Source organism: Chryseobacterium sp. 2987 (genome assembly GCF_031456375.1).
GTDB lineage: Bacteria > Bacteroidota > Bacteroidia > Flavobacteriales > Weeksellaceae > Chryseobacterium > Chryseobacterium vaccae.
On record NZ_JAVDUN010000002.1, the window covers coordinates 474,752 to 498,410 of the forward strand.

The window sequence follows — 23,659 nt, forward strand, 5'->3', positions numbered from 1 at the left end:
ATTTCCATTATGTATAACAGCAGTGACTGGCAAAAAATCTACAGCACATATTCCCCAAAACTTTTGGGGATTTGCCGTAGGTATATACAGGATCTTTCTACCGCAGAAGATATCCTTCAGGACAGCTTTATCGCTGCAATGCAGAAAAAACATCAGCTTAAAGATGAGAAAGCAATCTTTGCCTGGTTAAAGAAAATTATTGTTAATAATGCCTTACAATACCTCCGGAAAAACAGCAAAGAAACTTTCATTGCTGAAGAGCTTTCAGAAATTCCCGAAATATCTTTTGCCATGAACAACACTATTGAAGAAAAATCTCATATTCTTGCTTATGATTTTACGCGTGAAGAGCTTCTGGCTTCTATTGACAGTCTTTCTTCTCATCATAAATCAGTTTTTAATTTATACTGTATTGAAAATTATTCCCATTCAGAAATTTCACACATGCTGGGAATTCCTGTTAATACTTCAAAATCTCACCTTTTAAGAGCCAAAAAATCAATACAAAATTATCTTCTCAATACTATCCTAAAACCCGGCACTCCCAAAAGCAAAAAAAAGCTCACCCAGCTGCTTATTTTCCTTGGTTTTGGCGGATTGCTCTGGGCACAGACTTTCAGAAATAGTTTTACCGGCTTTTCGGTATCACCTTCTCAACCGTTTACCGTTCCTGATAATATAAATATTCAAAATCTCAGTTTTACTTCCCATTCAAACAATCAATGGAAAATAAAAATCATTGCTGCTTCTGCTGTACTTATGGTCTTAAGTTATATTCTGTTTTTCCGTCCTCAGAAAAATAATTTCTCCAACAGTAGTATTGTTACTGAAAACAATACAGAATCTATAACAGACAAAAAAGAGATTAAAGCAGTAAGTCTGAATAAATCCGTTACAGGATTTTCTGGTCAGGAATATTCAGAAAACGGAGAACAGACGAAGTCTAATCAAATATTAGAAAAAAAAGAAATGCCTGTTGAAAAAGCCAATACAATCAAATCAAAAGAACCCAGATTGAGTACAAAAGATTCTGCACAGGAAAAGGTCATTGTTGTAAAAAAAATCATTCAGAGAGATACTATATATGTTGAAAGATAAATTAAGTTTCTGTATTCCTCTGCAAAAAATAGCAGTCCTGCTCATTTTTTTCATCCTATATCCGTTGAATGCCCAACGGAAAAAGAAAGATACGGTATATGTATATGAGAAAGTCATTATACGTGATACGATTTATTTAGAAAAAGCTTTAAAAATACAGCCCAAAGGACTTTCTTTGAATCTGCCGGAAATTACAATGCCCCAGCCAGAGGAATTCTTTTCTTTCAAAGATGAGGTAAAAGGAATTACCTTCTCTTTCTCCAAAAGAACAGAATTTGGAATTGAAGCAGGCACAGGGATAAAAAGAAGCTTCTGGGCCATAGATTCTTCCGGAAAGAAAACGCAATCCGGATTCAATGCCGGAATATGGGCTTCAAAACCAATATATAAAAGATTTTCATTACTCCTTTCTGCCCATCTGTATTACTGGAATTCTACTTTTAATCTCGATGGTACTAAAGAAGATACCTGGCTGAGCGGCTATTATTTTACAAAAGACCATCAGCCTCTGCTTTTTCAAAGATTCAACAATAAACATCTTGAATATGCTGCCCAGCTTAAAATCCTTTATGAATGGAAAAACATCCGCCCGTTCATCGGATTTCTGGCCAACCGGAACAGCTATAAAATGCAGTTTCTGGTTCCTGAAAACAATGTGCTTAATAAACCCGATGATTTTAAGAGTAATCAGATCAATTTTGGATATACACTAGGACTGCAATACCGGATCATGAAAAAATTTCTTGTTTCTTTGGAATACCAAGAATATAAGATGAGGAATATTTCGTTAAAAAACAGCTCGTTTAATTTTGACATTTTTAAGACTAATAATACCTTTGCTGAAAGGAAAATCAACCTCGGAATTTCCTATTCTGTTTCCGGGTGGTGATTTCTAAAAACTTTCTACAGCTCATGATTTATTTCAAATTTCCTTTCGACGAAAAATTATATTCAACCGACCCTCAGCAAGACACAGAATCCATAAGTTTTTATTCTTTTGACAGGTTGAGGCAGATTGATTTTAAAGGAAACATCATTGAGGCTTCAGAAGAGTTTTCACAAGCCGTAATTACCAGTGATGACCTGTTGAAAGATGAAAGTCATTTTCATGCAGAGATAAAAGATGAATATCTGCAGACTTTGCACAGTGTCATTGAAGTTATTAAAGAAGAGCAGCTTCCCAAACTCGTTTATTCCAGAAGGAAGATCTTCAGAAATTTTAGCAGAATTGATCTTAAAAAGAGTTTTAACAACTTATGTACTTCTTATCCGAATGCATTCCGGTATATTTTTAATGACGGAGAACATGCATGGATGGGAGCTTTCTCCGAAGTCCTTGGAAAATTTAATAAAACAACCTGTGAATTTGAGACCATGAGCCTTGCCGGAACGCTTCCTGTATCTGAAGCGTGGTCAGAAAAAGAAATTGAAGAGCAGAAACCTGTTACCTCATACATCCGGAATGTCCTTGAAAATTATGCTAAAAATATTGAGATCTCAGATACCTATGATCATATTTCGGGAAACATTAAGCATCTTCGTACAGATTTTAAGGCCCTAATAAAACCGGAGGAACTTGATTTTATTATTACAGAACTCCATCCTACTCCTGCAGTCTGTGGAATTCCAAAAGAGGTATGCAAAAGAAATATTCAGAAGTTTGAAAAATTTCCACGCGAACTGTATGCCGGATTTATAAGAATTGAAACGGAAGAAAATATTATGTACTTCGTGAATCTGCGATGTGCAAGGCTTTATCAGGATTCTGTACATGTATTTGTAGGCGGCGGAATTACCGCACAAAGCAACCCGGAAAAAGAATGGAAAGAGACAGAACTGAAATCTGAAGCTATTCTCAAAAACCTAGTAACTATTTAACCTGAGTTCGGATTAAGGGGATTAAGTATAAAAGGTTGGAAGATGGAAGAAGGAGGCTGGCTGGAAGTCACTTTTGGTTATAAATACTGAAAACCTCTGTAAAATCAAATTAGCTAAAAAAGATGGCAATCTATTATTGATGCCCTTCAGAACCTCCCTCTTCCATCCCCAGCTTCCAAGCTCTATAAATCAAAAATTCTTATCCTGAACTGAGGTTAATTATCAGGTCGCTCCTACGGAGCTTACCTTAGATCATATATTAAATTCTATGAACAGAGTATTCCTAAGGAGTACTTAAAAGACTCAAATAACATCATATTTTTCACAAAAAAATATAAATTGATCATCAATTATAACACTGCTGAGTCCAACAAAGATGAATAATATTGGTGTGTTTTTAAGACAAACAAGGCCGCTTCGTTTATTTTCGAAATACAAGGTCTTATTCTAAACTTACTTCATTGAAAAAAGAGTTTACATCTGATCTGTTATCTCCGAAATTTCTCGTCCTGATCAAAAAAAAACTCTCCCATAAGGAAGAGGCTGTATATCAGATATAAATCTTAATTATTTTTTTACTCCGATTCTGCTCCAGGTATCCAATACAAATAAGAGGATAAGACCAATCACAGCGGATGCAATTGAAAATACGAATTTCAGGTTATCTTCAGATAAAATGTCAGTCTGCCAGTCGATAGCATAAACATTGATGGCAATGAAAACGATAAATATTACTAAAAATACTTTATAAAACTTCTGCATGATTCTTAAAAATTAATATAATTCTGCACTAATTGGGCAAAGTTTGCGGTGAATAATTTTATTGAAATAGCCAAAAGGATGATTCCGAAAACTTTCTGAAGAATAGACAATGTTGCCTCTCCCATTTTGTTCTCCAGCCACTTTGCTGATTTCAGCACCAAATATACGAAAATTGTATTGAGAACGATTCCTAAAATGATATTAATATCATGAAATTCAGCTCTGAGGGATAAAGTTGTCGTTAGTGTTCCTGCCCCTGCTACCAATGGAAACGCGATAGGAACGATGGAAGCGGCTTTGGCCTCTGTCGTTTTATTGATTTCAATTCCCAGAATCATTTCCAGTGCAATGATAAAAATCACAAAAGCACCTGCTATGGCAAACGAGTTTACATCTACTCCGATAAGCTTAAGGATCTTATTTCCAACAAACAGAAAAACAATCATAATTGCTCCGGCTGTAATAGCGGCCTTTCCTGCTTCAATCTGACCGAACTTCTGCTGAAGGCTTACCACGATAGGAACAGAGCCGATAATGTCAATCACGGCAAAAAGAACCATAAAGCAGGTAAAGATTTCTTTAATAGAAAAATCATTAAATATTTCCATCTTTTTGTAATTAAAAATTTCGCAAAAATATGAAAAAAAATTGATTATTTGTTAATTTTAGAATACAAATTAACAACTGCTTTTAAAAGATCCTCCATTCCTTCTGATGATTTCAATGGAGAATATTTCTCCATCTCAATTCTTTGCATCAGATTTCTATATTCCTCTGCAACAGATAAACCTTTTTCATTCTCTAAAAATGCCATGAAGTCTTTAGAATCAACCTGTGGATACTGATTTCTTACTTCTATATCCATTTCTTCAAGGGTATCAAAGAATTTCGGATATTCTCCGTTATCTTTAAGATTTTCCAGATAGCTGAAATAATCATTGATGTCTGTTTTCAGCATTTCTTTGATCTCTTTTTCTGTTTCTGCCACAGAACCAAGAGGTTTTGAAGATACTGTTTCTCTAACTAACGCGCGTTTTTTTTGCCAAGTCTTAAACAAAAGATAGACAATAAATAATCCTATAAGAATCGCGATATTAGTTAAAAGAATATTCCAGTGAAATTTATGCTTTTCCTTAACTTTAAGGGTTGTAGTTTTTAATACAGGAGTATTCACTGTTTCCAGAAGGGTATTGGTATATTCATTTACTTTTTCAACGGTAGTACGTGATTCCAATATCTGCTCATGGGAAAAAGCGTTAAGTGCCAGAGATTTTTGCCCCATCTCTATGTATTCACGGCTCTCAGGATCAAAGAAGGCAAAGAGTTCTGTTTTTACAGAAATTGCTCCCGGTTTTTTAGGAATTAGTACATAATTTGCCAAAATCTCACCTTTCATTCCTGTAGACCCGGGAACCACTTTAGACGTGATTTTAGGAGTAAAGAATTCATAATCCGGAGACGTTATTATTTTAGGCAGATCCATATCCGGAAGATTTCCTTCTCCCGAAACTTTCACCACAACGTTTACAGGTTTATCAACTTCAATTTTATCTTTCGAAGTATTGTAAACACTTACCTTAAAGTTTCCTACTGCATTTTTAAAACCTTCAGGTGAACCCTCAGGAAGCTTCTTTACATTCAATTTTACTTTATTGGAAACAATTTTATTCTTTTTTGCATAGGAATTCACCGAAGCTGATACCGATGGAACTTCCACATAACCGGCTTCATTGGGGAATATCATAAATACGGCCAGAACCTGGGAAGCCATATTCCCGGAGCCGGACGGGTCAATTTCTGATTTCCCAAAGCTTACAGGATGTACATTGATATTATCCTGTTGAGGAAGGCGGATATTCTTCACCTTCCTGAAGTTATCCATATTTTTGGAATACACCCTCAGAACAGCCAAGGTAGGCTGATCCTGGTAGACCTCCCGGTCTTCAATCTCCATATTCAGATACACATCACCGGAAGTATTGGTAGCCAGAGATCTTTTATCAACAATATCCTTGATATTGATGTCAAAAGGTTCTGTTTTATAGATTTTATTATTGAGGGTTACCAATACAGAACCAATCTTGATTTTACCTTTTTTCTTCGGTTCAAGGGCGATTCTGGATATTTTCTGGGTAATAACGGTATTGGTAGCGGGATCAACCAGGGTATTGGTTACCGATCCGCTTCCGATCATCGTAAATTTTGAAAGGTCAGGAAGCTGAAAACGGGTCTGATGATCAATATCGCTTCCATTGATCTCGAGAATAATAGTAAGATTTACGATATCTTTTCCGCTGTACTCACTTTTATCTGTTTCCAAAGATAAGTTTACCTGTCCGTAAGAAATTACGGAAACAAGAATGAATAATATGTAGATCAGTCTATGCTGCATCACCAGTCTTTCTCATTGCTCTGAGGCATGGAATAAGAATCTTTATTTAGTATTCTTCGGGCGGTTTCTTTTTCCTTTTCGTTTACTTTATCTAATATGACATTTTCCAGATCTTTTGGTATTTTGCCTTCTTCATTAGGCTTCTTTTTTTGGGCATCTCCCTGATCGCTTTTCCCTTCATTTTGTTGTCCGCTTCCCTGATCCTGTTTTTGATCTTTCTGATCCCCTTTCTGATCGTTGCTTTTACTAGGTTCGTTTCCGCCGCCTTTTCCGGAATTGCTCTTTTTATTTTTTTCCTGCTGCTGTTTTTCTTTCTCTTTCAGCTTGGCAATTTCATAATTCTTTCTTGTTGCTTCATTATAAGGATCCTGCTTCAGAGACTGTTTATAATAATCTGCCGCTTTTTCCGGTTGGTTCATCTGCATATAAGTGTTCCCAAGATTATGAAGAGCTGCTGCTGCATCAGGAAGAGTTTGAGAAAGTTTCTGAGCTTTTTCAAATTCTTCTTTGGCTTCTTCATATTTTTTACTCTTATACAATGCGTTCCCCAAATTGTAATGAGCTGTAAAATCTTTTTCATCCGACTTTACCGCTTCCATGTATTTGGAAGAGGCTCCGTCATAGTCTTTACCATTGAATTTCTGGTTTCCTTCATATACTAAAGTCTTGTATCTATCCTGCCCGGACAGAACACCTGGGAACATGAAAGCAATAATTAACGATAAAAATAAGATTTTAGTATTCATCCTCTGCAAAATTATTTCTTTATATGTTAATAAACAGGTCTCTATTTGTTAAAATTGGGTTAAAGTGCTTATTTAAAATCTTGATAAACAAGCCGAAGAAATCTATACATTCAGATCCTTTTTCGGATTTAATATATAAATTAAAAAGAAAAAGAAAATAGATACGGCAAGAAAATATTGATAATAATGAACAGCATTCTGTGACTGAACCATGGTTTCTGAAAATGAAGCCTTTTTGCTTAATGCATCAATGATCCTGTCAGGTGCTTCATTCACATTATTTCCGTCAATGTATTCTCCTCCTGTAGATCCAGCCATTTTTTTAAGGGCCTCAGTCTGTCTTTTGGAGATCACCGTTGCCCCATCCATATCTGTTTTATATCCCATCAGCTGTCCATAAACATATTCAGGAACCGGAGCTCCTTCATCTGTACCTATTCCAACCGAGGTTATGCTGATCCCTTCTTTATTCGCCAGCCTGATGGCTGCATTATCGTTTCCTTCATTATCTTCCCCATCACTCATCAGAACTACTTTTCTGGAACCTTTGCTTACATTTCCAAACTTTTCTGCGGCGGCTTTCATTCCTTTCAGAAAATCAGTTCCCTGGGCTTTCATCGAATTGGTTTCTATCGCGGTAATATAAGTTTCCGCAGAACCGTAATCTGTTGTCAGCGGCATAATAGAGACTGCTTCTCCTGCAAAGATCACGATCCCTATCCTATCACTCTTCATTTTTTTCATGGTGTTGATCATCAGGTTTTTGGCTTCATCCAGACGGCTGGGATCAATATCTTCTGCATTCATAGAGTTGGAAACATCCAGCATAAAGATCACATTATTAAGCTTCTGATTGGATTTTATTTCTTCCGATCCTTTCAGCAGATCAATAATAGAGAATATCAGAAAAAGGGTTCCCAACAGATATAATGCCGGAAAAAACTTTGTAAATCCGGATTTTTTTTCAAATAAACTGTCATGAAACTTAGCGTCTGCAAAAACCTCTTTTCTCTTGTTTTTCCATTTCAGAAAACGGATCAAAAAGGAAGCTAACAGCGGCAGCAGCAACAGCAGTAATAAATACCAGTAATTTCCTAAAGACCAACTCATCAGCTCAAAAATTTATATATACCCCATCTCAACAGCGCATCAAAGAACAACATTCCCAACGCTATCCAAAGGAAAATTTTAAAATACTCATCATAATTGTAAAGTTTAGAGACCTTAATATCGGATTTTTCTAATTGATTGATCTCATTATATACTTCTTCCAGACTGCTGTTCGAGGTAGCCCTGAAGTATTTCCCACCGGTAGTCTGCGCTACTTCCTGTAATGTATTTTCGTCAATTGTCACTTCTGTTTCAGTAAAGACCAGATCTCCGAAAATATCCTGTGAAGTAGGCATTAGCGCATAACCGTTTGTTCCGATTCCAATGGCATATACCTTAATATGATTATTCTTGGCGAGTTCCGCTGCTACCTGTGGAGGAATTGCATTCTGGATATTGCTTACCCCGTCCGTCATCAGGATCACGATCTTACTTTTCGCTTTGCTTTTAGTAAGGTGACTGACTGCTACAGAAAGGCCTTCCCCAATAGCTGTTCCCGGTTCAAGACCGGTAGAGTTAAGGTTTTTGATTTCGTCAATAACCACCTGATGATCTGAAGTTACAGGTACTTTAGTAAATGCTTCTGCAGCATACGCTACTACTCCGATCCTGTCATTAGGCCGTTTTCTAACAAACTTTACTGCAATATCTTTCAATGCTGTTATACGATCCGGGTTAAGGTCTTTAGCCAGCATACTCAGGGAAACGTCTATGGACAGCATAATATCTACGCCTTTGGTATCATCGCGGTCCTGGGAAACCGTAAAAGTTCTAGGTCGTGCCATCGCAATGATCAGCGCAGTAAGAATAATATACTTCGACAGTTTAAGAAGAAAAAGTACAGCATGAATTCCCCCGCTGCCTTCCATATTCCGGACTGTAGGAACTTTTATCCCTTTTTTCTTCCGTGTCCCGGCATCTTTAATAAAAAGAGGAATGAACAGCAGGAAAAGGAGTAGAAACCACGGACTGTAAAACTCAAAATTAAACATCCTTTCTCAAGTTTTCAAATTCCAGATCTTTTGAAGACCTTCTCACAAAGTCACTGATATCACTAAAGTCTTTTTCCATTGTTGCCTCATCAGGAAAAGTCTTGGCAAATTTTACAAGATCTCCTCTTAAAAAGACCTCTTCCACTATTTTTTCATTTTCCTGAGAAATGGTGTTATTCTTCTTCATCACATCAATAAGATCGTCTGTAAGAAGAACTTCCGCCGGTAAGTGATATTGCTTTGTAATAAATGCCCTGGATATATCTATTAATTCAACATAGAACGAACGGAAATCTCCGCCTTCAATATATTTTTTCTTCTTTAAAGAATCCAGTTCTTTCAAAGTCTGATTGGTAGCCACAACAGGAGAGCTTTTGGCTTTTCTTCCCCATTTGATGATCATAACAACAGCAATAATCAGTGCAATAACTGCTAAAGCGGCCAGAATGTAAAATTTGTAGAGTTCCCAGTAATCTTTAGGATCAAGCTTTACTTCTTTGTTCTTCATGATATCATTGATCTGATCTGCTTTCTGAGCCGTGTTGATCACATCAATCTCATAAGGAATGGTCTTTAAAACCTGACCATCCACACTGAACTCCAATTCGGGAATTTTAAATTTTCCTTCTTCATAAACAGAAAATTCAATCCTCCTTTCGTAGGAATTTTGATTCTGTCCGATACTGTCTTTTATTTCTTCAAAATGAAAAGGAAGAAGTTCATTTTTTGCTGCGGAACTTACCTGTTTCCCGTTCAGATTATCGATTTTAACTATAAAACGGTTTATTTCTCCCAGAGCAATCGTCTTCTTTTCAAGATTAGACGAAAGTATCTGCGAAAAAGCGGTTCCACAGATCAAAAGGGACAGTATAAATAATATTTTTTTCAATTCTATATAATAATCATTTCGGCCGGAGCCTTATTTTATATTCCTTTAAGATAGGATCTTTCCATCAATATTGTTTATTTCCTCTGAAAATAATTGTACAATAGTTTAGAATAATCCGATCCTGTATTGATATTCATGAAACTTGCCGAACTGTTTGCAAAATCGTCTTCCAATGCTTTCACCTTCTGTTTTTGGGCCTCAGCAAAGGTATACCTCCATCTTGCGCTGGACGTATTTGCCCAGACTTTATTTCCGGTTTCAGCATCATACAAAAGTGCATATCCAATATCCGGAATTTCATTATCCTTTTCATCGTAAACCCTCATTCCCAGCAGCTGATGTTTTTTGGAAGCTACTCTAAGCATTTTGGAATCGTATTCATCTTCAAAATCGGACAAAAGGAAAACCAGAGATTTTCTCTTGAAGATTCCCATCATATATTCCAGTGCTTTATCAATCTGGGACACTGCCGGCACATAATCAGCCGTAAGAATAGTGCTGATAATGGAAAGAATATGTTTTCTCCCCTTCTGCGGAGGAATCACTTTGTATACTTTGTCTGCAAATAAGATCAGTCCAACCTTATCATTATTTCCTGCAGCAGAAAACCCAAGGCTTGCGGCTATTTCTGCCACATACTCTCTTTTCAGCTGAACTTTGGTCCCGTAATCCATAGAAGCGGAAATATCTACCAGAATCATCATGGTGAGTTCTCTCTCCTCTTCCATCACCTTCACAAACGGCTCACGGAAACGTGCGGTCTTGTTCCAGTCGATTCTTCGGATTTCATCTCCAAACTGATAAGGACGTACTTCAGAAAAAGTCATTCCCTGACCTTTAAAAGCACTGTGATACTGCCCCATAAGTGAAGCCTCCGTCTTTTTTCTGGTACGGATTTCAATCTGCTTTACTTTTTTTACAATATCTTTTATTTCCATAAGTCCTCTACTGTCAAATATTTATCTTAACTTTTAAATTCAATGGAAACATTCAGCCACTCATTATCAAATTTCGGACTGTATTTTTTATAAAAATTAATGGCCGGTTCATTCCAGTTCAGTACTTGAAAAACCATTCCGCTGTATTGTCCGGATTTTCCAAATTCCAATGTTGCATCAAACAGCATTTTTCCGATCTGCTTTCCTCTCATTCTTTCGGTTACTACAAGATCTTCAAGATACAGCCTTCTGCCCTTCCACGTTGAAAAACGATCATAATAGAGGGAAATTCCTACGATCTCACCCGCTGTTTCTGCTACGAAAGCTCCCCAAACAGGAGATTCTCCGAAACCATCATTAATGAATTCGTCCAGCGTTAAAGTCACTTCATGAAGTGCTTTCTCATATTCCGCAAGTTCTCTGATGAGTTCCAGCATCGGGGCACAGTCTTCCTGAACGGCTTTTCTGATAATTACTTCACTCATTAGGGCGCCTGAATTTTTGCCAATATTCTGTTAACAATCTCTTCAGACGAAATTTCTTCCGCTTCTGCCTCGAAGGTAAGACCTATTCTGTGTCTCAATACGTCCTGTGCGAGCGCCTTTACATCTTCAGGAATTACGAAGGCTCTTCCTTTTAAGAATGCATAGGTTCTGGATGCAATAGCCAGGTTGATTGATGCTCTTGGTGAAGCACCGAAACCAATATAGTTCTTCAATTCCGAAAGTCCGTATTTTTCCGGATAACGTGTGGCAAACACCATATCCAGGATATATTTTTCGATTTTTTCGTCCAGATAGATCTGATTGATCAGTTCTTTGGCATCTATAATATCCTGAAGAGAGATCACAGGTTTCACCACAGGCTGATGTGAGGTAGAAACCATTCTCATAACAGTTCGTTCATGTTCGAAATCAGGATAATCAATCTTACATTTCAGCATAAAACGGTCACTTTGCGCTTCCGGCAGCAGATAAGTTCCTTCCTGATCGATAGGGTTTTGTGTTGCCAGTACTAAAAACGGCTTGGGCAGCTTCATGGTTTCATCACCAATGGTTACCTGCTTTTCCTGCATGACTTCCAGCAGTGCCGACTGTACTTTTGCCGGAGCACGGTTGATCTCATCCGCCAGCACAAAATTGGCAAAAACAGGACCTTTTTTTATGGAAAAATCATTGTCTTTGATATTATAGATCATGGTTCCCACTACATCTGCAGGCAGCAGATCCGGGGTAAACTGTATTCTTGAAAAATCACCATGAACAGCTTCTGCCAGGGTTTTAATCGCTAAAGTTTTTGCCAGTCCCGGCACTCCTTCCAAAAGAACATGCCCGTTCCCCAAAAGACCTACCAGAAGGCGGTCTATCATATATTCCTGTCCAATGATCACTTTATTAATTTCCTGTCTCAGAAGAGAAAATAAGTAGTTTTTTTCCTTTACTTTTTCCGTCAGCTGGCGGATGTCTTCAGCTTGATATGTATCTGACATAGCTTGATTTAAAATAATTGGTAAATTTCTGATAAATACTTGCAGTAATCAACACAATCAATGCCATTTTTGAGTTAAAGTTTGTTAAATATTCCGGAAAGCCTGACAGAATGGCCCATGCAGGCAACGTGAGTTTCTTTGTAGGAATTTGCGGAATAACAAAACTTCTTTATAATAATTTATTTCCTAACCATTTAGAAACTTCCATCTAAAAGCATAAACAGGCAGTTGTGAGTAGACGGGAAACAAAATAACCAGCCTAAAAAGCCGGTTATCTGTTGTTAGAAATAAAAATCCAGAATCAGAAAATAGAATCAACCTCTGTCAATTACTATACACAGCACGTATCTGTTCTAAATTTTTGTCATGGTTATAGTAAATACATCTTCAGGAACATCTTCTGTTTCCTCATAAGATCCTATATTGATATAATATTCAACGCCTGCTGTTGTTGTAAGCGTAACTCCTTCTGCTGCCCCTGCTCCTCCACTATCCACTGTTCCCAGACATGTAAGACTACTGCAACTGCCTCTGTAAAAGCCCATTTGAGGATCAAAAGTACTGCCGGAAGGCATTGTTATTCTGATCGTATATTTACTACCGTCGCCTATAAGCTTAAACCATACACCATCATTCATCGCATCAGCACATATCTGTACAAAGGCTCCGTTATTGGTAGCTGATACCGCATCAGTCTGGGTATAGCTATAAGGGAACGCAGACGGCACTAAGGCACCGGAACAGGCATCATTCACCGGCACCGGTGGAATTTTAAACACAACATCTGAACAGCCGGAAGATTCAAGGCCTGCAGAAACAGTTGTCACTCTTAAATAATAATCAACATTCTGCTGTAATGCTACAGATGGAGTAAAGTTCGTAGCCGTTACAACCTGCTGATTAACAATATTAGTACCTCCAGGAGTTGTTCCTAAGGAAACTTTATAAGAATCTGCTCCTGCAACAGGCATCCATTTGAAATTGGGAGACATCGGAACGGATTGAGAATTATTTACTGGGAACGTAATAAAAGGACACGGCGGGGTAGTTTTCGGAGTAAGGCCTGAAATAGTGATTGATGATTTGTAATCTGTTGTTATCCCTCCAGGCGGAGAAGCAGGATCTACAACTACCTGGTCTCCTTTATAATAAATAGTGGAAGACGGGAGGTAAGAATAGACACGAAAAACTTCATCAAAGTTATTGATATCAATATTCGGAGAATTTTCTTTTGCAGCAATGACTAAATTATCAGTATTATTATAAGGAAACGGTGTTGTAAAAACAACGTCCACTTTTCCGTTATTATTGGTTACTGTTCCCGTAAACACCTGGGTAAGCTGTGCAGCCGGAATCCAATCCGTTCCTGAAGCAAAAGTAGTTTTTGATGTATGCCCAAGGTAAACAGTCCAATTGGAAGAATCGGTGATAGTTGCCGAAGGATCCAGATAAAAGGACAAGCCTGTAATGTTTCCTGCAGCATTGGCATTGAGTTCCTGTTTAAGAAAAATCTGCTGAACATAAGAATAGGAAAAAAAACTGCTTATCGGTGCAGTACCTACATTTGTACTTCCAATATTTAGATTGATCTGAGCCTTCAACACGGAAACAACCAACAATAATGACAAAAGTAAAATTCTTTTCATAATTAATAAAATTAACATTGGATTTGATGCTAATTTAATAATAAAACTTCAAATATTATAGATAAAAACAACCATTAAGGCAAATAAATTAATACTCTACACAATTATTTAAATTAATATCTATTAAATTAAGTATTTTTGATTTTTTAGCGAATAAAACACATTACCTCATTCATTAATTTTACACATTTCATAAACAAATAGTTTTAATTTTAAAAATTAAACAACAAAACTACATATCCAAACACATATTTTAATATATTTGTATCAAACACCAAAGATATGTACAAAAAGCTATTTTTTTTAAGCGTTTTTTTTACGGGTCTTTTACAATCACAGACAACAATGACTAATGTGATTTCTCAGGCAGTCTATTATGACGGCTATGCTGCTACAGTGTCTGAACCTGTTCCTCCAGGATTGATTAGGCTGTCAAATTCCAAATATGCAAGGAAGCTTACCGATGCAGAACTCAACTCTTTTAAAGCTAAAATTGCCATGAGAGTAACTATTGGAGCGCTATGTGATAACTATGACCGTCTCGGAAGTGTCTTTTTGGCAATGGTTCCCAAAAATCAACCCACCTACACCGTAGATGATACCAATGTAAAGAGAATTGAAATAGGCAGATATATCACTCCGTTTATGAACAAAAACCGTTCACCTCTGGAAGTTCCTTATACCTATGACTTAAGCAATATGTATAGTATATTCCATGATACAAATTTGCGTACAAGCTATGATCTATATATGGAACTGGATGTTTTCGGTGTTCCCTACGCAGCACAAAATGAAGTAGCAGGGTGTAGCGGCAGAATTGATGTATTTTCCGGCACTCTGACTTTTTTCTCAACAGATGCCGGAGCAACGGCGACAAATTTCAATACAGTTACCCCTATCCTTACTTATAACAGATTAAATAATTATAACTCTACTGATGTTCCCGGTGAAACGGTGAGAATTGTCACATTCAACCTTCCCAATCCCGTCACCGATGCCCGTTTCTTTGTAATATCCACACCTCATGGAGCTAACAGCGGTGGTGAAGAATACGTAAGAAGACAAAATTACACTTATATGGATGACGTACAAATGCTGACTTATACTCCCGGAGGAATTTCCTGTGAACCATTCAGAGTATACAATACGCAGGGTAACGGAATCTATGGAGCCTCTCCAAAATCTTTTGCAGAGTGGACTTCATGGAACAACTGGTGCCCCGGAAATTCTGTTCCTATCAGAGGGTTTACCATGCCAACGATAGCAGCAGGAAATCACACGTTGAAACACACCATACCAACAGCAGTTTTTAACCAGCAGCAGGGAGATGTCTATCTATCCGTTTACATGCAGGGGAAAAGCAATGCCTCTCTGAATGTACAGGATGTAAAAACAGTGGATGTAAGCATATATCCTAATCCCACAGCTGATTTCGTGAACATAAAATCAAAGACCGATATAGCTTCAATCAGTCTTTTCGGGATAGACGGAAGGAAATTATCTGAAAACTATGGAGAAAATAAAATTGACCTAACTCCATACACAACAGGTGTTTATTTTCTGAGTATTGTTCTCAAAGACGGAACAACTTTTAAACATAAAATCATTAAGAAATAGAAGTTACGGTACTACAACCCAAGTGATCAGATTCAAATAACAACTACGAGCCAACTGATTTAAAAGATAAAAACTCCTTCCGAATACATTTCGTGGGAGTTTTTTTATGATGGGAAAGCATCACTTGTTCTAGTGTTTTACATTCACATAACAGACAACAATTAACCTATTTTTTCAGAATTTAAGAAGTTTTAATTTAATCATTGGCTCAAAAAATTGTCATTTCCAGTTTATTAAACTATTTTTGGAGATTAAAAATTTTTGCAAAATGAATTATCATTTTCAAGCCCACAGACAAGTAAGAAAGAACCTTTTGGAGATCCTTCAGAACACGTCTCATGATGACCTTCTGCTGATTCCTGACGGTTTCAACAATAATATTTACTGGAATATTGCCCATACGGTTGCTACCCAGCAGCTGCTGCATTATTACCTGAGCGGAAATCCTTTCAGAATAGATAAATACTGGATTGAAACCTATAAAAAAGGAACCCTTCCTAATTTAAATGTTCAGAAGTCAGAAGTAGAAGACCTTGAATTTCTGCTCACAGAAACGTCAAAAATTTTGATGAAAGATTATGACAGTGACTTCTTCTCGGATTATACTCCTTATACGACAAGTTTCGGGATGGATCTGAAAAGCATTCAGGATGCCATTATCTTCAACAACATGCATGAAAGCCTCCATTATGGTTATGTAATGGCACAGAAAAGGGCTATTTTGGGAGAGAAAGGAAGGTAAATTAGTTTAATGTTTTAGGTTTAAAGTTATGGCGACAATAAGAAGATTTGAAGACTTGGAGATCTGGCAATTGTCTCGTGAGCTTTGTAAGGAAATCTACTTTATCATTGAATTTACCGGACTTAAAAACAATTTTAAACTTAGCAACCAGATTGACGGATCTTCAGGCTCAGTTATGGATAACATTGCTGAAGGGTTTGAACGAAATGGAAATAAAGAATTCATTCAGTTTCTTTCCATTGCAAAAGCTTCCTGCGGAGAAACAAGATCACAACTCTACCGGATTTTTGACAGAAATTTTATTTCAGAAGAAAAACTGAGAACATTAATTGAGCGAACAGAAACACTAAGCAAAAAAATCAGCTCATTTATTAAATATTTAAAAACAACAGATTTAAAAGGAATAAAGTACAAGCCTTAAAGTTCAAAACATTGAACATTGAACATTGAACTTCATACCTTAAACATAGAAACCTTAAACAACTCAATGAAAGACGATTTTATTTTCGGGCTGCGTCCCGTGATTGAAGCAATTGAAGCGGGAAAAACGATTGACAAGATCTTTGTGCAAAACGCACTTCAGGGTCCTATTTATGCTGAGCTGAAAACCATTTTAGCCAAAAATAAAATCCGTCCCAATTATGTTCCGGTTGAAAAACTGAACCGTTTTACCCGAAAGAATCACCAGGGTGTAGTGGCCTTTATTTCGGATGTTCCTTTTCATAAGATAGAAGATGTCGTTCCACAATTATTTGAAGAAGGGAAAACTCCTTTTTTACTGATTCTGGACAGGCTTACCGATGTAAGAAACTTTGGAGCGATCTGCAGAACAGCAGAATGTGTAGGCGTAGATGCAGTAATTATCCCTGAAAAAGGCGCGGCTCCTATCAACTCGGATGCTATCAAAACTTCGGCAGGTGCCATTTACAATATCAAGATCTGTAAGGAAGCCAACCTGGCCCATGCGGTAGACTTTCTTCAGCAGAGCGGAATTTCCGTATTTGCAGCAACAGAAAAGGCCCAGAAGCTTATTTATGATGTAAACTTTACCGAACCATGTGCTTTGGTTATGGGAAATGAAGAAACCGGAATTTCTAAAGAAGTGATGCATCATGCAGATGAAAAAATAAAACTTCCTATTGAAGGGAAAACACAATCTCTGAATGTTTCTGTTGCCTGCGGAGCGATTTTATATGAAGCCGTAAGACAGAAAATGACAACGGTACAGATTTAGTATGTTTCTCTCCCGGAAAAATAAAAGTAGTAGTAAAATTTAAAAAGATTCAAATGAAAAACATAGCAGCGCTAGCATTAATATCATCAATAGCTCTTGTTTCATGTAAGAAAGAAACAGCAACCATCACCAAAGTAGATCCTAAAACCGGAAAAACAGTTACGGTAGAAGTTCCTGCTGATTCCGTAGCAAAAGTGGCAGAAAACCCGGCAATCAAAGATTCCGCTGGAGTTTTCACACAGACGTTTAAACTGGAAAAAGGAAAGACATATCCTCTTACTACATACCAGAGAGATGTAAAAACGATGACTGACCCTCAGGGAAAATCAATCACAGCTACCAGCGAATCTACTGATGAAATGAACTTCACCGTGAATGATGTGAAAGGAAATGTGTATGATATGACTCTTAACCTGGTTTCCAAAAGAAGTTCCCAAACTTCTCAGGGAAAAACCCTTGTAGTAGATACCAAGCTTCCGATTCCGAAAGAGGATGATCTTAAAATGATCTGGAACATCAATAAAGCCCTTACCGGAAACAAGCTGAACATGAAGATGGATGACAAAGGAAACGTACTTTCAATCACAGGTTTTGATGCTGTTTATAAAAAAGTATCCGATGCTGCGGGAACACTTCTTAAAGATGCCAACCAGAAAGCAAGTGTGGTAGCAAGTCTTAAAGAAACATTCAATGAGAAAGTACTGAAAGACCAGTTTACAAAAAACCTGACGATTATTCCTAAAAAAGGAGTTAAGATCGGAGGAAAGTGGACTACTTCTGAAAATGCAGATGCAAACGGAAGCATTAAAGTAACGTCAAACTATGTTTTGAAAAGCGTAGGAAACGGAGCTGCTGAGATTTCAGTAACCGGAGGAATTCCTAAGAAAACAGAAAAGAAAACACAGGGACCAATCACCCACAGCCTGAGCAGCGAGCTTGCCCAGAACGGGACGATTAAGTTTGACCAAAGTTCAGGATGGATTACCAATCAGAATATCACGGTAAAGACCACGCAGATTGAAACCATTTCAGACGGCAAGCAGTCACAATCGATGACCAGTGTTTCCAATTCTTCTGTGATGGTAAACCCTTCTTCCAAATAATTAAAATAACTGAAGTAAATAAGTTTGAGGGGTTAAGAGTCTGAGATTTGAAAGTACTGTTTCAACTACTAAACAGTGCTTTCATCAAACAACTTTGAGCCTTAAATCTAAAACCTTAAATAACATTTATTATGAAGTACATTCTTGAGTTAGTACTTATTGCAATTATTCTTTTCTTTGTCTGGAATATCCTGAAAAGGATTTTCTTTAAAACCTTTTACAGCTACAGGTTCAACAACAATGAAAATAATAACAGGCAGCAGGACATCACCAACTCGAATAAGAATTCCAGAAAGAACGTCAATTGGGACGCAGAAACGGTGGATTATGAAGAGGTAAAAGAAAACAATGACAAAAGGTAAAAATTCCAAGAAATAAAAGATAATAACCAGCATGGCTAAAAATAAAAACTTAATTTATATTGCAATTTCATTAGTTGTATTTATAGTTTTAGCATTTTTATATTCCACTCCTGTTTTTTCAGGGAAACAGCTTTTCCAGCATGATATCGTGCAGTACAGAGGAGGAGCAAAAGAACTTCTGGACTACAGAGCTGATACCGGAAAAGAAACTTACTGGAGTGACTCCATGTTTGGCGGAATGCCAACCTACCAGATGGGAAGCCAGTTTAAAGGCGATATCATCAAACAGATCGACAGGTATCTGAACTTCCTTCCAAGGCCGGTCAATTATCTGTTCCTGCTTTTCGCAGGATTCTTCTTTCTGGGAATGGTAGCTGTCAGAAACTGGAAATATGCCCTTCTCGGAGCTACCTTTTTCGGACTTTCCACCTATTTTTATATTATTATAGCTGCCGGACATAACGGTAAAGTGAATACTATTGAGTATTTCGCTCCGCTTTTAGCCGGAATTTTACTGGTTTATATCAGGAAACAATATATCTGGGGATTCATTGCCACTACCCTGTTTATGGGGCTTCAGATTGCAGCGAACCACCCACAGATGACCTACTATCTGTTCCTCGCATTAGGATTTTTATTCCTTTCCGAACTCGTAAGGGTAATCCAGAAGAAAATCCAGTTGAAGCATTTCCTTATTTCATCAGGGATTATTGCTGCATCCTGCATTATTGGTGTTGGGATGAATTCTCAAAGAATCATGGCCAATTCTGAGTATATTAAAGAAACGGTTCGTGGAAAACAGATTTTGACCAACGACAGCCATACTTCAGGAAAATCAGGAATGGATAAAACCAGCATCCTGATGTGGAGCTACGGAAAACTGGAAACTCTGAATCTTTTTATTCCAAGATTAATGGGAGGCGGAAGTCAGGAACCTGAAGGAAAAGAAATTATGAACAGAGTTCAGGAGCTTATTCAGGAAAATGTAGGTTCTCAGGCTGAAATGGATAGAATCTCCAAGGGATTCAACGGGGTAACCTACTGGGGAGATCAGCCGGGAACTTCAGGACCAGCTTATCAGGGTGCAGTGGTGTGCTTTCTTGCTCTTTTAGGGTTCTTCTTTGCATGGAAAAAATACAGATACTGGATTTTGGAAGCTTCTATTCTTACCGTTTTATTGGCATGGGGAAGCAATTTTATGCCTTTGTCTGATTTCTTTATAGATTACGTTCCTTTTTACAGTAAATTCAGAGCACCGTCTTCTATATTGGTGGTGGTAGAATTGTTATTCCCTCTGATTGCTGTAATCGGACTTTACAGATTCTTTACGGATGAAAAATTAACGGAAGAATATAAAAAGAAAATCCTTCTTTACGTAAGCGGCGGAACATTAGGTGTGCTTCTTATCCTTCTGGTTTTCGGAAAATCTATATTAGGATTCACTACGGAGAGTGAAAGAACTTACTTCCCTCCTTTCCTGCTGGATTATCTTTCCGGAGAAAGATATAAGCTATTCAGAGCAGATGCTTTAAAAGCATTGATTTATGTAGGAATCACAGCAGGCGTTCTTTTTATGGCCATGAAACAGAAACTTAACCAGAATATTGCACTGGTTATTATTGGAGTAGTAAGCTTATTTGATCTGTGGACGGTAAACAAACGTTACCTGAACGATGAGAACTATGTAGATAAAGTTTTTGCTGAAAACCCATTTCAGACAGAAAGTTCAGATCTGTTGGCTGAAAAAGTTCAGCAAAATCCGAATTTAGGATCAATTCTAAGCAGTGTGAACGTCAACAAAACTCTTGAGACCATTGCTGAAAAAGATAAAACACACTACAGAATTTTCAACAATATTTTAGGAACATTCAGTGAAACCAACACCTCTTATTTCAAGTCTTCCATCGGGGGCTATCACGCCGTAAAACTGAGAAGATATGATGATGTGATCAATGAATACTTCCAGGTAATGGATTCGGTAAAAGTTCCGAATATCCTGAATCTTCTTAATGCCAAATATTGGGTTGTAGGCGGTCCTGAAGAACCTCAGGCGATGCCAAACGCCAAAGCCAACGGAAACGCATGGTTTGTAAGTGATCTGAAGTTTGTCAATACTCCTGATGAAGAAATCAAATCCATTGGAGTGATCGACAGCAAGAGAACCGCTGTTATCGCTGCTTCTGACAAAGAGTACTTCAACGGAAAACAGATTCAGGCAGACTCTACAGCGTTTATCAACCTTACGAAATACCAGCCTAATGAGCTTGAGTTTAAAGCTGAATCAAAAACACCTCAGCTGGCCGTTTTCTCTGAGATCTATTATCCTCATGGCTGGAAAGTTTTTGTAGACGAAAAAGAAGTTCCTTATATCAAAGCAGATTATCTTTTACGTGCAGTACACGTTCCGGCAGGAAAACACCAGATCAGAATGGTTTTTGAACCTGAAGTGATTGAAAAAGGGAAATGGCTTTCATTGCTGTGCTTCGGATTGTTTATTGCATTGAGCGCGTTCGGAATTTTCTGGATGAATAAAAAGAAAAAGCAGGAAGAACCGGCTGTAAAAACAGTTTAATATTCAACGTTTAAGGTTTATTGTTCAAAATTAATGGGACAAAAGAAAATACTGATTATCACCTATTACTGGCCTCCTGCGGGAGGTCCTGGTGTTCAGAGATGGCTGAAGTTTGCCAAGTATCTGCCGGATTTCGGCTGGAATCCTGTGATCTATACTCCGGAAAATCCAAGTTATCCTTTGGTTGATGAAAGCCTGCTGAAAGATGTTCCCCAAAACATTGAAATGGTAAAAACCAAAATATGGGAACCTTATCAATTGGCTGAAAAGCTGAACAAAAGCAACAAAAAATTTAAAGCGGGGCAATTCGATGTCGGTAAAAACCAAAGCTGGAAATCCAGGCTTTCCATCTGGGTGAGAGGAAACTTTTTCATTCCTGACGCGAGAGTATTCTGGGTAAAACCTTCCATTAAATTTCTGGAGCAGTATTTAAAAGAAAATAAAATAGATGTTGTGGTTACTTCCGGACCACCTCATTCAATGCACCTGATTGGTTTAGGACTGAAAAAAAAGCTTCCGGGTCTTAAATGGATTGCTGATTTTCGTGATCCCTGGACAGAAATATCCTATTACAAACATCTGAAGCTTACCAAAAGTTCAGACAGAAAGCACAGACTTCTTGAAAGTGCCGTTTTTAAAACCGCAGATATTACCCTGGCAACCAGTTATACGGACGCTGAAAACTTCCGGAAAGCAGGAGCAAATTCTGTATGTATCACAAATGGATTTGATGAAACGGACAGTACAAAAAAGATGAATGAAACCCGCAGTGAAAAATTCACCTTAAGCTATATCGGTGTCTTAGAACAGCTTCGTAATCCTGAGAATCTTTGGACAGCACTGACCGAACTGGTTAAAGAAAATCCGGAATTTGCACAGAATTTCACGCTGAAGTTTGCAGGAAGAGTGGATGATAAAGCCCTACAGGCACTTGAATCGGATGTACTGAAAAATCACATTCTGAACCTTGGTTATCTGCCCCATCATAAAGCCGTTGAAGAAATGCAAAAATCTTCATTACTGCTGATTACCAATTTTCCTGATGAATCTTCCAAGGGTATTATTCCTGGGAAAATATTTGAATATCTGGCTTCCGGAAAACAGATCATTTCTTTTGGCCCGGAAGGTGCAGACGTCTCCAGAATCCTGAATGAAACCAAGGCAGGAAAACATTTCAGCTATCAAGACTCTAAAGCCGTTAAAAGTTTTATCCTCGAAAAATTTGAACTTTGGAAACAGGGAAACCTTTCTGATAACATCCAGAACATTGAACAGTTTTCCAGAAGAAACCTTACCGGAAAACTGGCTGAAATATTATAGTTGAAATAGATAAAATGTTGGAGGCTGGGGTTGCTTTTAGTTATAGACATTGAAAGCCACTGCAAAAAAGATTAACGCAAAGTTTATGATTAATGACCTCCATAACTTCCTTCTTCCCTCTTATAAATTAAATCGTCCACTGATCGTTAACAACAGCAATCAGGTAATATTTACCCTGGAATTCTTCCCATACCAGACGGAGCGTTTTCCAGTCCATTTCTCCGTTTTTCGCCGTTCCTTTGATGTAGTTTTCGGTAAAGTCGTCACCAGTATAGATTTCTTTTAAATTATTCAGTGAATTTCCACCAGCCTGAAACTCGTTTACAGAATATTGAGATGCTGTATAATCCTTAGAGAACACCCATTTAGAAAGGTAGTCATTGATTGTTGCTTTATACGGATCTCCGGAACCGTCCATTGCTCCCCAGGTAAATAGGGTTTTTGTAGGCTGAAATTTTTCAAAGTCGGCTTTGGAAAACTGTTTATCTTCTTTAGGCTCAACCATAGCATACATTGAAAAACGAATTCCTTTTTCCGGATGAATATAGGAAGCAAAAGCTTTATAGTCTTTATTTTTCAAAGTCTGCAATACTTCATCGTTGACTTTCTTTAAAGCCACAGTATCTGTTTTATGTTTTACCGCCTCTTTATTTTTTTCCTGCGCTACCGCCATAGAATCAATAACGTTCGGAACTGGTTTTTCAGGTGTCTTTTTACAGGCCACTGCCACACCAATAACCAATATTGAAATAATCAGTTTCTTCATAAT

The 23,659-nt window shown here is 37.5% G+C and carries 23 protein-coding genes; 11 read left to right on the forward strand and 12 right to left on the reverse strand.

Going from position 1 to position 23,659, the window contains the following annotated elements; all coding sequences use genetic code 11:
- Window positions 1-9: 9 nt before the first annotated feature.
- The 3 genes from J2Y40_RS07170 to J2Y40_RS07180 are packed head-to-tail and all read left to right on the forward strand — an operon-like array spanning window position 10 to window position 2,976.
- Window positions 10-1,098: an RNA polymerase sigma factor gene (locus J2Y40_RS07170; RefSeq protein ID WP_153399241.1), complete on the forward strand. Its 1,089-nt coding sequence runs from the start codon at window positions 10-12 to the stop codon at window positions 1,096-1,098.
- A complete protein-coding gene (locus J2Y40_RS07175) occupies window positions 1,085-1,987 on the forward strand; it encodes a hypothetical protein (RefSeq protein WP_309998067.1) in 903 nt (300 codons plus the stop codon). The genes J2Y40_RS07170 and J2Y40_RS07175 overlap by 14 nt, the downstream gene beginning before the upstream one ends.
- Before the next feature lie 23 nt (window positions 1,988-2,010).
- Complete coding sequence (locus J2Y40_RS07180) at window positions 2,011-2,976, forward strand: chorismate-binding protein (protein WP_309998069.1); 966 nt, start codon at window positions 2,011-2,013, stop codon at window positions 2,974-2,976.
- A gap of 567 nt (window positions 2,977-3,543) precedes the next feature.
- Here the strand turns inward: J2Y40_RS07180 and J2Y40_RS07185 are convergent.
- From J2Y40_RS07185 to J2Y40_RS07235, 11 genes are all read right to left on the reverse strand, one after another.
- Complete coding sequence (locus J2Y40_RS07185; protein ID WP_153399235.1) at window positions 3,544-3,738, reverse strand: hypothetical protein; 195 nt, start codon at window positions 3,736-3,738, stop codon at window positions 3,544-3,546.
- A 5-nt stretch (window positions 3,739-3,743) separates the two neighbouring features.
- Entirely contained in the window at window positions 3,744-4,346 is a 603-nt protein-coding gene (locus J2Y40_RS07190) for a MarC family protein (RefSeq protein ID WP_153399233.1), read from the reverse strand.
- 44 nt (window positions 4,347-4,390) lie between these two features.
- Window positions 4,391-6,130 (reverse strand): BatD family protein, encoded by a 1,740-nt coding sequence (locus tag J2Y40_RS07195; RefSeq protein WP_309998074.1) that lies wholly within the window; start codon window positions 6,128-6,130, stop codon window positions 4,391-4,393.
- On the reverse strand, window positions 6,130-6,876 hold the full coding sequence (locus J2Y40_RS07200; RefSeq protein WP_309998075.1) for a tetratricopeptide repeat protein: 747 nt from the start codon (window positions 6,874-6,876) through the stop codon (window positions 6,130-6,132). The genes J2Y40_RS07195 and J2Y40_RS07200 overlap by 1 nt, the downstream gene beginning before the upstream one ends.
- Window positions 6,877-6,978: 102 nt before the next feature.
- Window positions 6,979-7,986 carry a VWA domain-containing protein gene (locus J2Y40_RS07205; RefSeq protein WP_153399226.1) on the reverse strand — a complete coding sequence of 336 codons (1,008 nt, stop codon included), beginning with the start codon at window positions 7,984-7,986 and terminating at the stop codon, window positions 6,979-6,981.
- Window positions 7,986-8,978, reverse strand: coding sequence for a VWA domain-containing protein (locus tag J2Y40_RS07210; protein WP_309998078.1), 993 nt, complete (start codon window positions 8,976-8,978; stop codon window positions 7,986-7,988). Before J2Y40_RS07210 ends, J2Y40_RS07205 begins: the two co-directional genes overlap by 1 nt.
- A complete protein-coding gene (locus tag J2Y40_RS07215; protein ID WP_309998080.1) occupies window positions 8,971-9,867 on the reverse strand; it encodes a BatD family protein in 897 nt (298 codons plus the stop codon). The genes J2Y40_RS07210 and J2Y40_RS07215 overlap by 8 nt, the downstream gene beginning before the upstream one ends.
- Before the next feature lie 74 nt (window positions 9,868-9,941).
- Window positions 9,942-10,805: a DUF58 domain-containing protein gene (locus J2Y40_RS07220; RefSeq protein ID WP_153399221.1), complete on the reverse strand. Its 864-nt coding sequence runs from the start codon at window positions 10,803-10,805 to the stop codon at window positions 9,942-9,944.
- A 26-nt stretch (window positions 10,806-10,831) separates the two neighbouring features.
- The gene (locus J2Y40_RS07225) at window positions 10,832-11,290 is read right to left on the reverse strand and encodes a GNAT family N-acetyltransferase (RefSeq protein WP_153399219.1); all 459 of its coding nucleotides are present in this window, start codon (window positions 11,288-11,290) and stop codon (window positions 10,832-10,834) included.
- Entirely contained in the window at window positions 11,290-12,294 is a 1,005-nt protein-coding gene (locus J2Y40_RS07230) for a MoxR family ATPase (RefSeq protein ID WP_153399217.1), read from the reverse strand. The genes J2Y40_RS07225 and J2Y40_RS07230 overlap by 1 nt, the downstream gene beginning before the upstream one ends.
- A 353-nt stretch (window positions 12,295-12,647) precedes the next feature.
- Window positions 12,648-13,940: a hypothetical protein gene (locus J2Y40_RS07235; protein WP_309998084.1), complete on the reverse strand. Its 1,293-nt coding sequence runs from the start codon at window positions 13,938-13,940 to the stop codon at window positions 12,648-12,650.
- A 282-nt stretch (window positions 13,941-14,222) separates the two neighbouring features.
- Between J2Y40_RS07235 and J2Y40_RS07240 the strand changes: the two genes are divergently transcribed.
- The 8 genes from J2Y40_RS07240 to J2Y40_RS07275 all read left to right on the forward strand — a co-directional run bounded on the left by J2Y40_RS07240 (window position 14,223) and on the right by J2Y40_RS07275 (window position 22,890).
- Window positions 14,223-15,557, forward strand: a complete 1,335-nt coding sequence (locus tag J2Y40_RS07240) for a peptide-N-glycosidase F-related protein (protein WP_309998086.1) — start codon at window positions 14,223-14,225, stop codon at window positions 15,555-15,557.
- A 268-nt stretch (window positions 15,558-15,825) separates the two neighbouring features.
- Window positions 15,826-16,299: a DinB family protein gene (locus J2Y40_RS07245; RefSeq protein WP_153399211.1), complete on the forward strand. Its 474-nt coding sequence runs from the start codon at window positions 15,826-15,828 to the stop codon at window positions 16,297-16,299.
- A gap of 28 nt (window positions 16,300-16,327) precedes the next feature.
- The gene (locus J2Y40_RS07250; RefSeq protein ID WP_153399210.1) at window positions 16,328-16,720 is read left to right on the forward strand and encodes a four helix bundle protein; all 393 of its coding nucleotides are present in this window, start codon (window positions 16,328-16,330) and stop codon (window positions 16,718-16,720) included.
- Window positions 16,721-16,786: 66 nt separating this feature from the next.
- Window positions 16,787-17,533 carry a 23S rRNA (guanosine(2251)-2'-O)-methyltransferase RlmB gene (gene rlmB, locus J2Y40_RS07255; protein WP_153399208.1) on the forward strand — a complete coding sequence of 249 codons (747 nt, stop codon included), beginning with the start codon at window positions 16,787-16,789 and terminating at the stop codon, window positions 17,531-17,533.
- Window positions 17,534-17,586: 53 nt separating this feature from the next.
- The gene (locus J2Y40_RS07260; protein ID WP_153399206.1) at window positions 17,587-18,636 is read left to right on the forward strand and encodes a DUF6263 family protein; all 1,050 of its coding nucleotides are present in this window, start codon (window positions 17,587-17,589) and stop codon (window positions 18,634-18,636) included.
- A gap of 131 nt (window positions 18,637-18,767) precedes the next feature.
- Window positions 18,768-18,998: a hypothetical protein gene (locus tag J2Y40_RS07265; protein ID WP_185152032.1), complete on the forward strand. Its 231-nt coding sequence runs from the start codon at window positions 18,768-18,770 to the stop codon at window positions 18,996-18,998.
- A gap of 31 nt (window positions 18,999-19,029) precedes the next feature.
- Window positions 19,030-21,570: a YfhO family protein gene (locus tag J2Y40_RS07270; protein ID WP_153399202.1), complete on the forward strand. Its 2,541-nt coding sequence runs from the start codon at window positions 19,030-19,032 to the stop codon at window positions 21,568-21,570.
- Window positions 21,571-21,603: 33 nt separating this feature from the next.
- Complete coding sequence (locus tag J2Y40_RS07275) at window positions 21,604-22,890, forward strand: glycosyl transferase family 1 (protein ID WP_153399200.1); 1,287 nt, start codon at window positions 21,604-21,606, stop codon at window positions 22,888-22,890.
- 127 nt (window positions 22,891-23,017) lie between these two features.
- Here J2Y40_RS07275 and J2Y40_RS07280 read toward each other — a convergent pair whose 3' ends face one another.
- Window positions 23,018-23,656 carry a hypothetical protein gene (locus J2Y40_RS07280; protein WP_309998090.1) on the reverse strand — a complete coding sequence of 213 codons (639 nt, stop codon included), beginning with the start codon at window positions 23,654-23,656 and terminating at the stop codon, window positions 23,018-23,020.
- Window positions 23,657-23,659: the final 3 nt, after the last annotated feature.

Coding starts and splice junctions, on each gene's coding strand:
- J2Y40_RS07245 (WP_153399211.1), top strand. CDS start 15,826: ATGAATTATCATTTTCAAGCCCACAGACAAGTAAGAAAGAACCTTTTG.
- J2Y40_RS07275 (WP_153399200.1), top strand. CDS start 21,604: ATGGGACAAAAGAAAATACTGATTATCACCTATTACTGGCCTCCTGCG.
- J2Y40_RS07190 (WP_153399233.1), bottom strand. CDS start 4,346: ATGGAAATATTTAATGATTTTTCTATTAAAGAAATCTTTACCTGCTTT.
- J2Y40_RS07230 (WP_153399217.1), bottom strand. CDS start 12,294: ATGTCAGATACATATCAAGCTGAAGACATCCGCCAGCTGACGGAAAAA.
- rlmB (WP_153399208.1), top strand. CDS start 16,787: ATGAAAGACGATTTTATTTTCGGGCTGCGTCCCGTGATTGAAGCAATT.
- J2Y40_RS07270 (WP_153399202.1), top strand. CDS start 19,030: ATGGCTAAAAATAAAAACTTAATTTATATTGCAATTTCATTAGTTGTA.
- J2Y40_RS07175 (WP_309998067.1), top strand. CDS start 1,085: ATGTTGAAAGATAAATTAAGTTTCTGTATTCCTCTGCAAAAAATAGCA.
- J2Y40_RS07265 (WP_185152032.1), top strand. CDS start 18,768: ATGAAGTACATTCTTGAGTTAGTACTTATTGCAATTATTCTTTTCTTT.
- J2Y40_RS07195 (WP_309998074.1), bottom strand. CDS start 6,130: ATGCAGCATAGACTGATCTACATATTATTCATTCTTGTTTCCGTAATT.
- J2Y40_RS07250 (WP_153399210.1), top strand. CDS start 16,328: ATGGCGACAATAAGAAGATTTGAAGACTTGGAGATCTGGCAATTGTCT.
- J2Y40_RS07180 (WP_309998069.1), top strand. CDS start 2,011: ATGATTTATTTCAAATTTCCTTTCGACGAAAAATTATATTCAACCGAC.
- J2Y40_RS07205 (WP_153399226.1), bottom strand. CDS start 7,986: ATGAGTTGGTCTTTAGGAAATTACTGGTATTTATTACTGCTGTTGCTG.
- J2Y40_RS07235 (WP_309998084.1), bottom strand. CDS start 13,940: ATGAAAAGAATTTTACTTTTGTCATTATTGTTGGTTGTTTCCGTGTTG.
- J2Y40_RS07200 (WP_309998075.1), bottom strand. CDS start 6,876: ATGAATACTAAAATCTTATTTTTATCGTTAATTATTGCTTTCATGTTC.
- J2Y40_RS07170 (WP_153399241.1), top strand. CDS start 10: ATGTATAACAGCAGTGACTGGCAAAAAATCTACAGCACATATTCCCCA.
- J2Y40_RS07185 (WP_153399235.1), bottom strand. CDS start 3,738: ATGCAGAAGTTTTATAAAGTATTTTTAGTAATATTTATCGTTTTCATT.
- J2Y40_RS07280 (WP_309998090.1), bottom strand. CDS start 23,656: ATGAAGAAACTGATTATTTCAATATTGGTTATTGGTGTGGCAGTGGCC.
- J2Y40_RS07220 (WP_153399221.1), bottom strand. CDS start 10,805: ATGGAAATAAAAGATATTGTAAAAAAAGTAAAGCAGATTGAAATCCGT.
- J2Y40_RS07225 (WP_153399219.1), bottom strand. CDS start 11,290: ATGAGTGAAGTAATTATCAGAAAAGCCGTTCAGGAAGACTGTGCCCCG.
- J2Y40_RS07210 (WP_309998078.1), bottom strand. CDS start 8,978: ATGTTTAATTTTGAGTTTTACAGTCCGTGGTTTCTACTCCTTTTCCTG.
- J2Y40_RS07240 (WP_309998086.1), top strand. CDS start 14,223: ATGTACAAAAAGCTATTTTTTTTAAGCGTTTTTTTTACGGGTCTTTTA.
- J2Y40_RS07260 (WP_153399206.1), top strand. CDS start 17,587: ATGAAAAACATAGCAGCGCTAGCATTAATATCATCAATAGCTCTTGTT.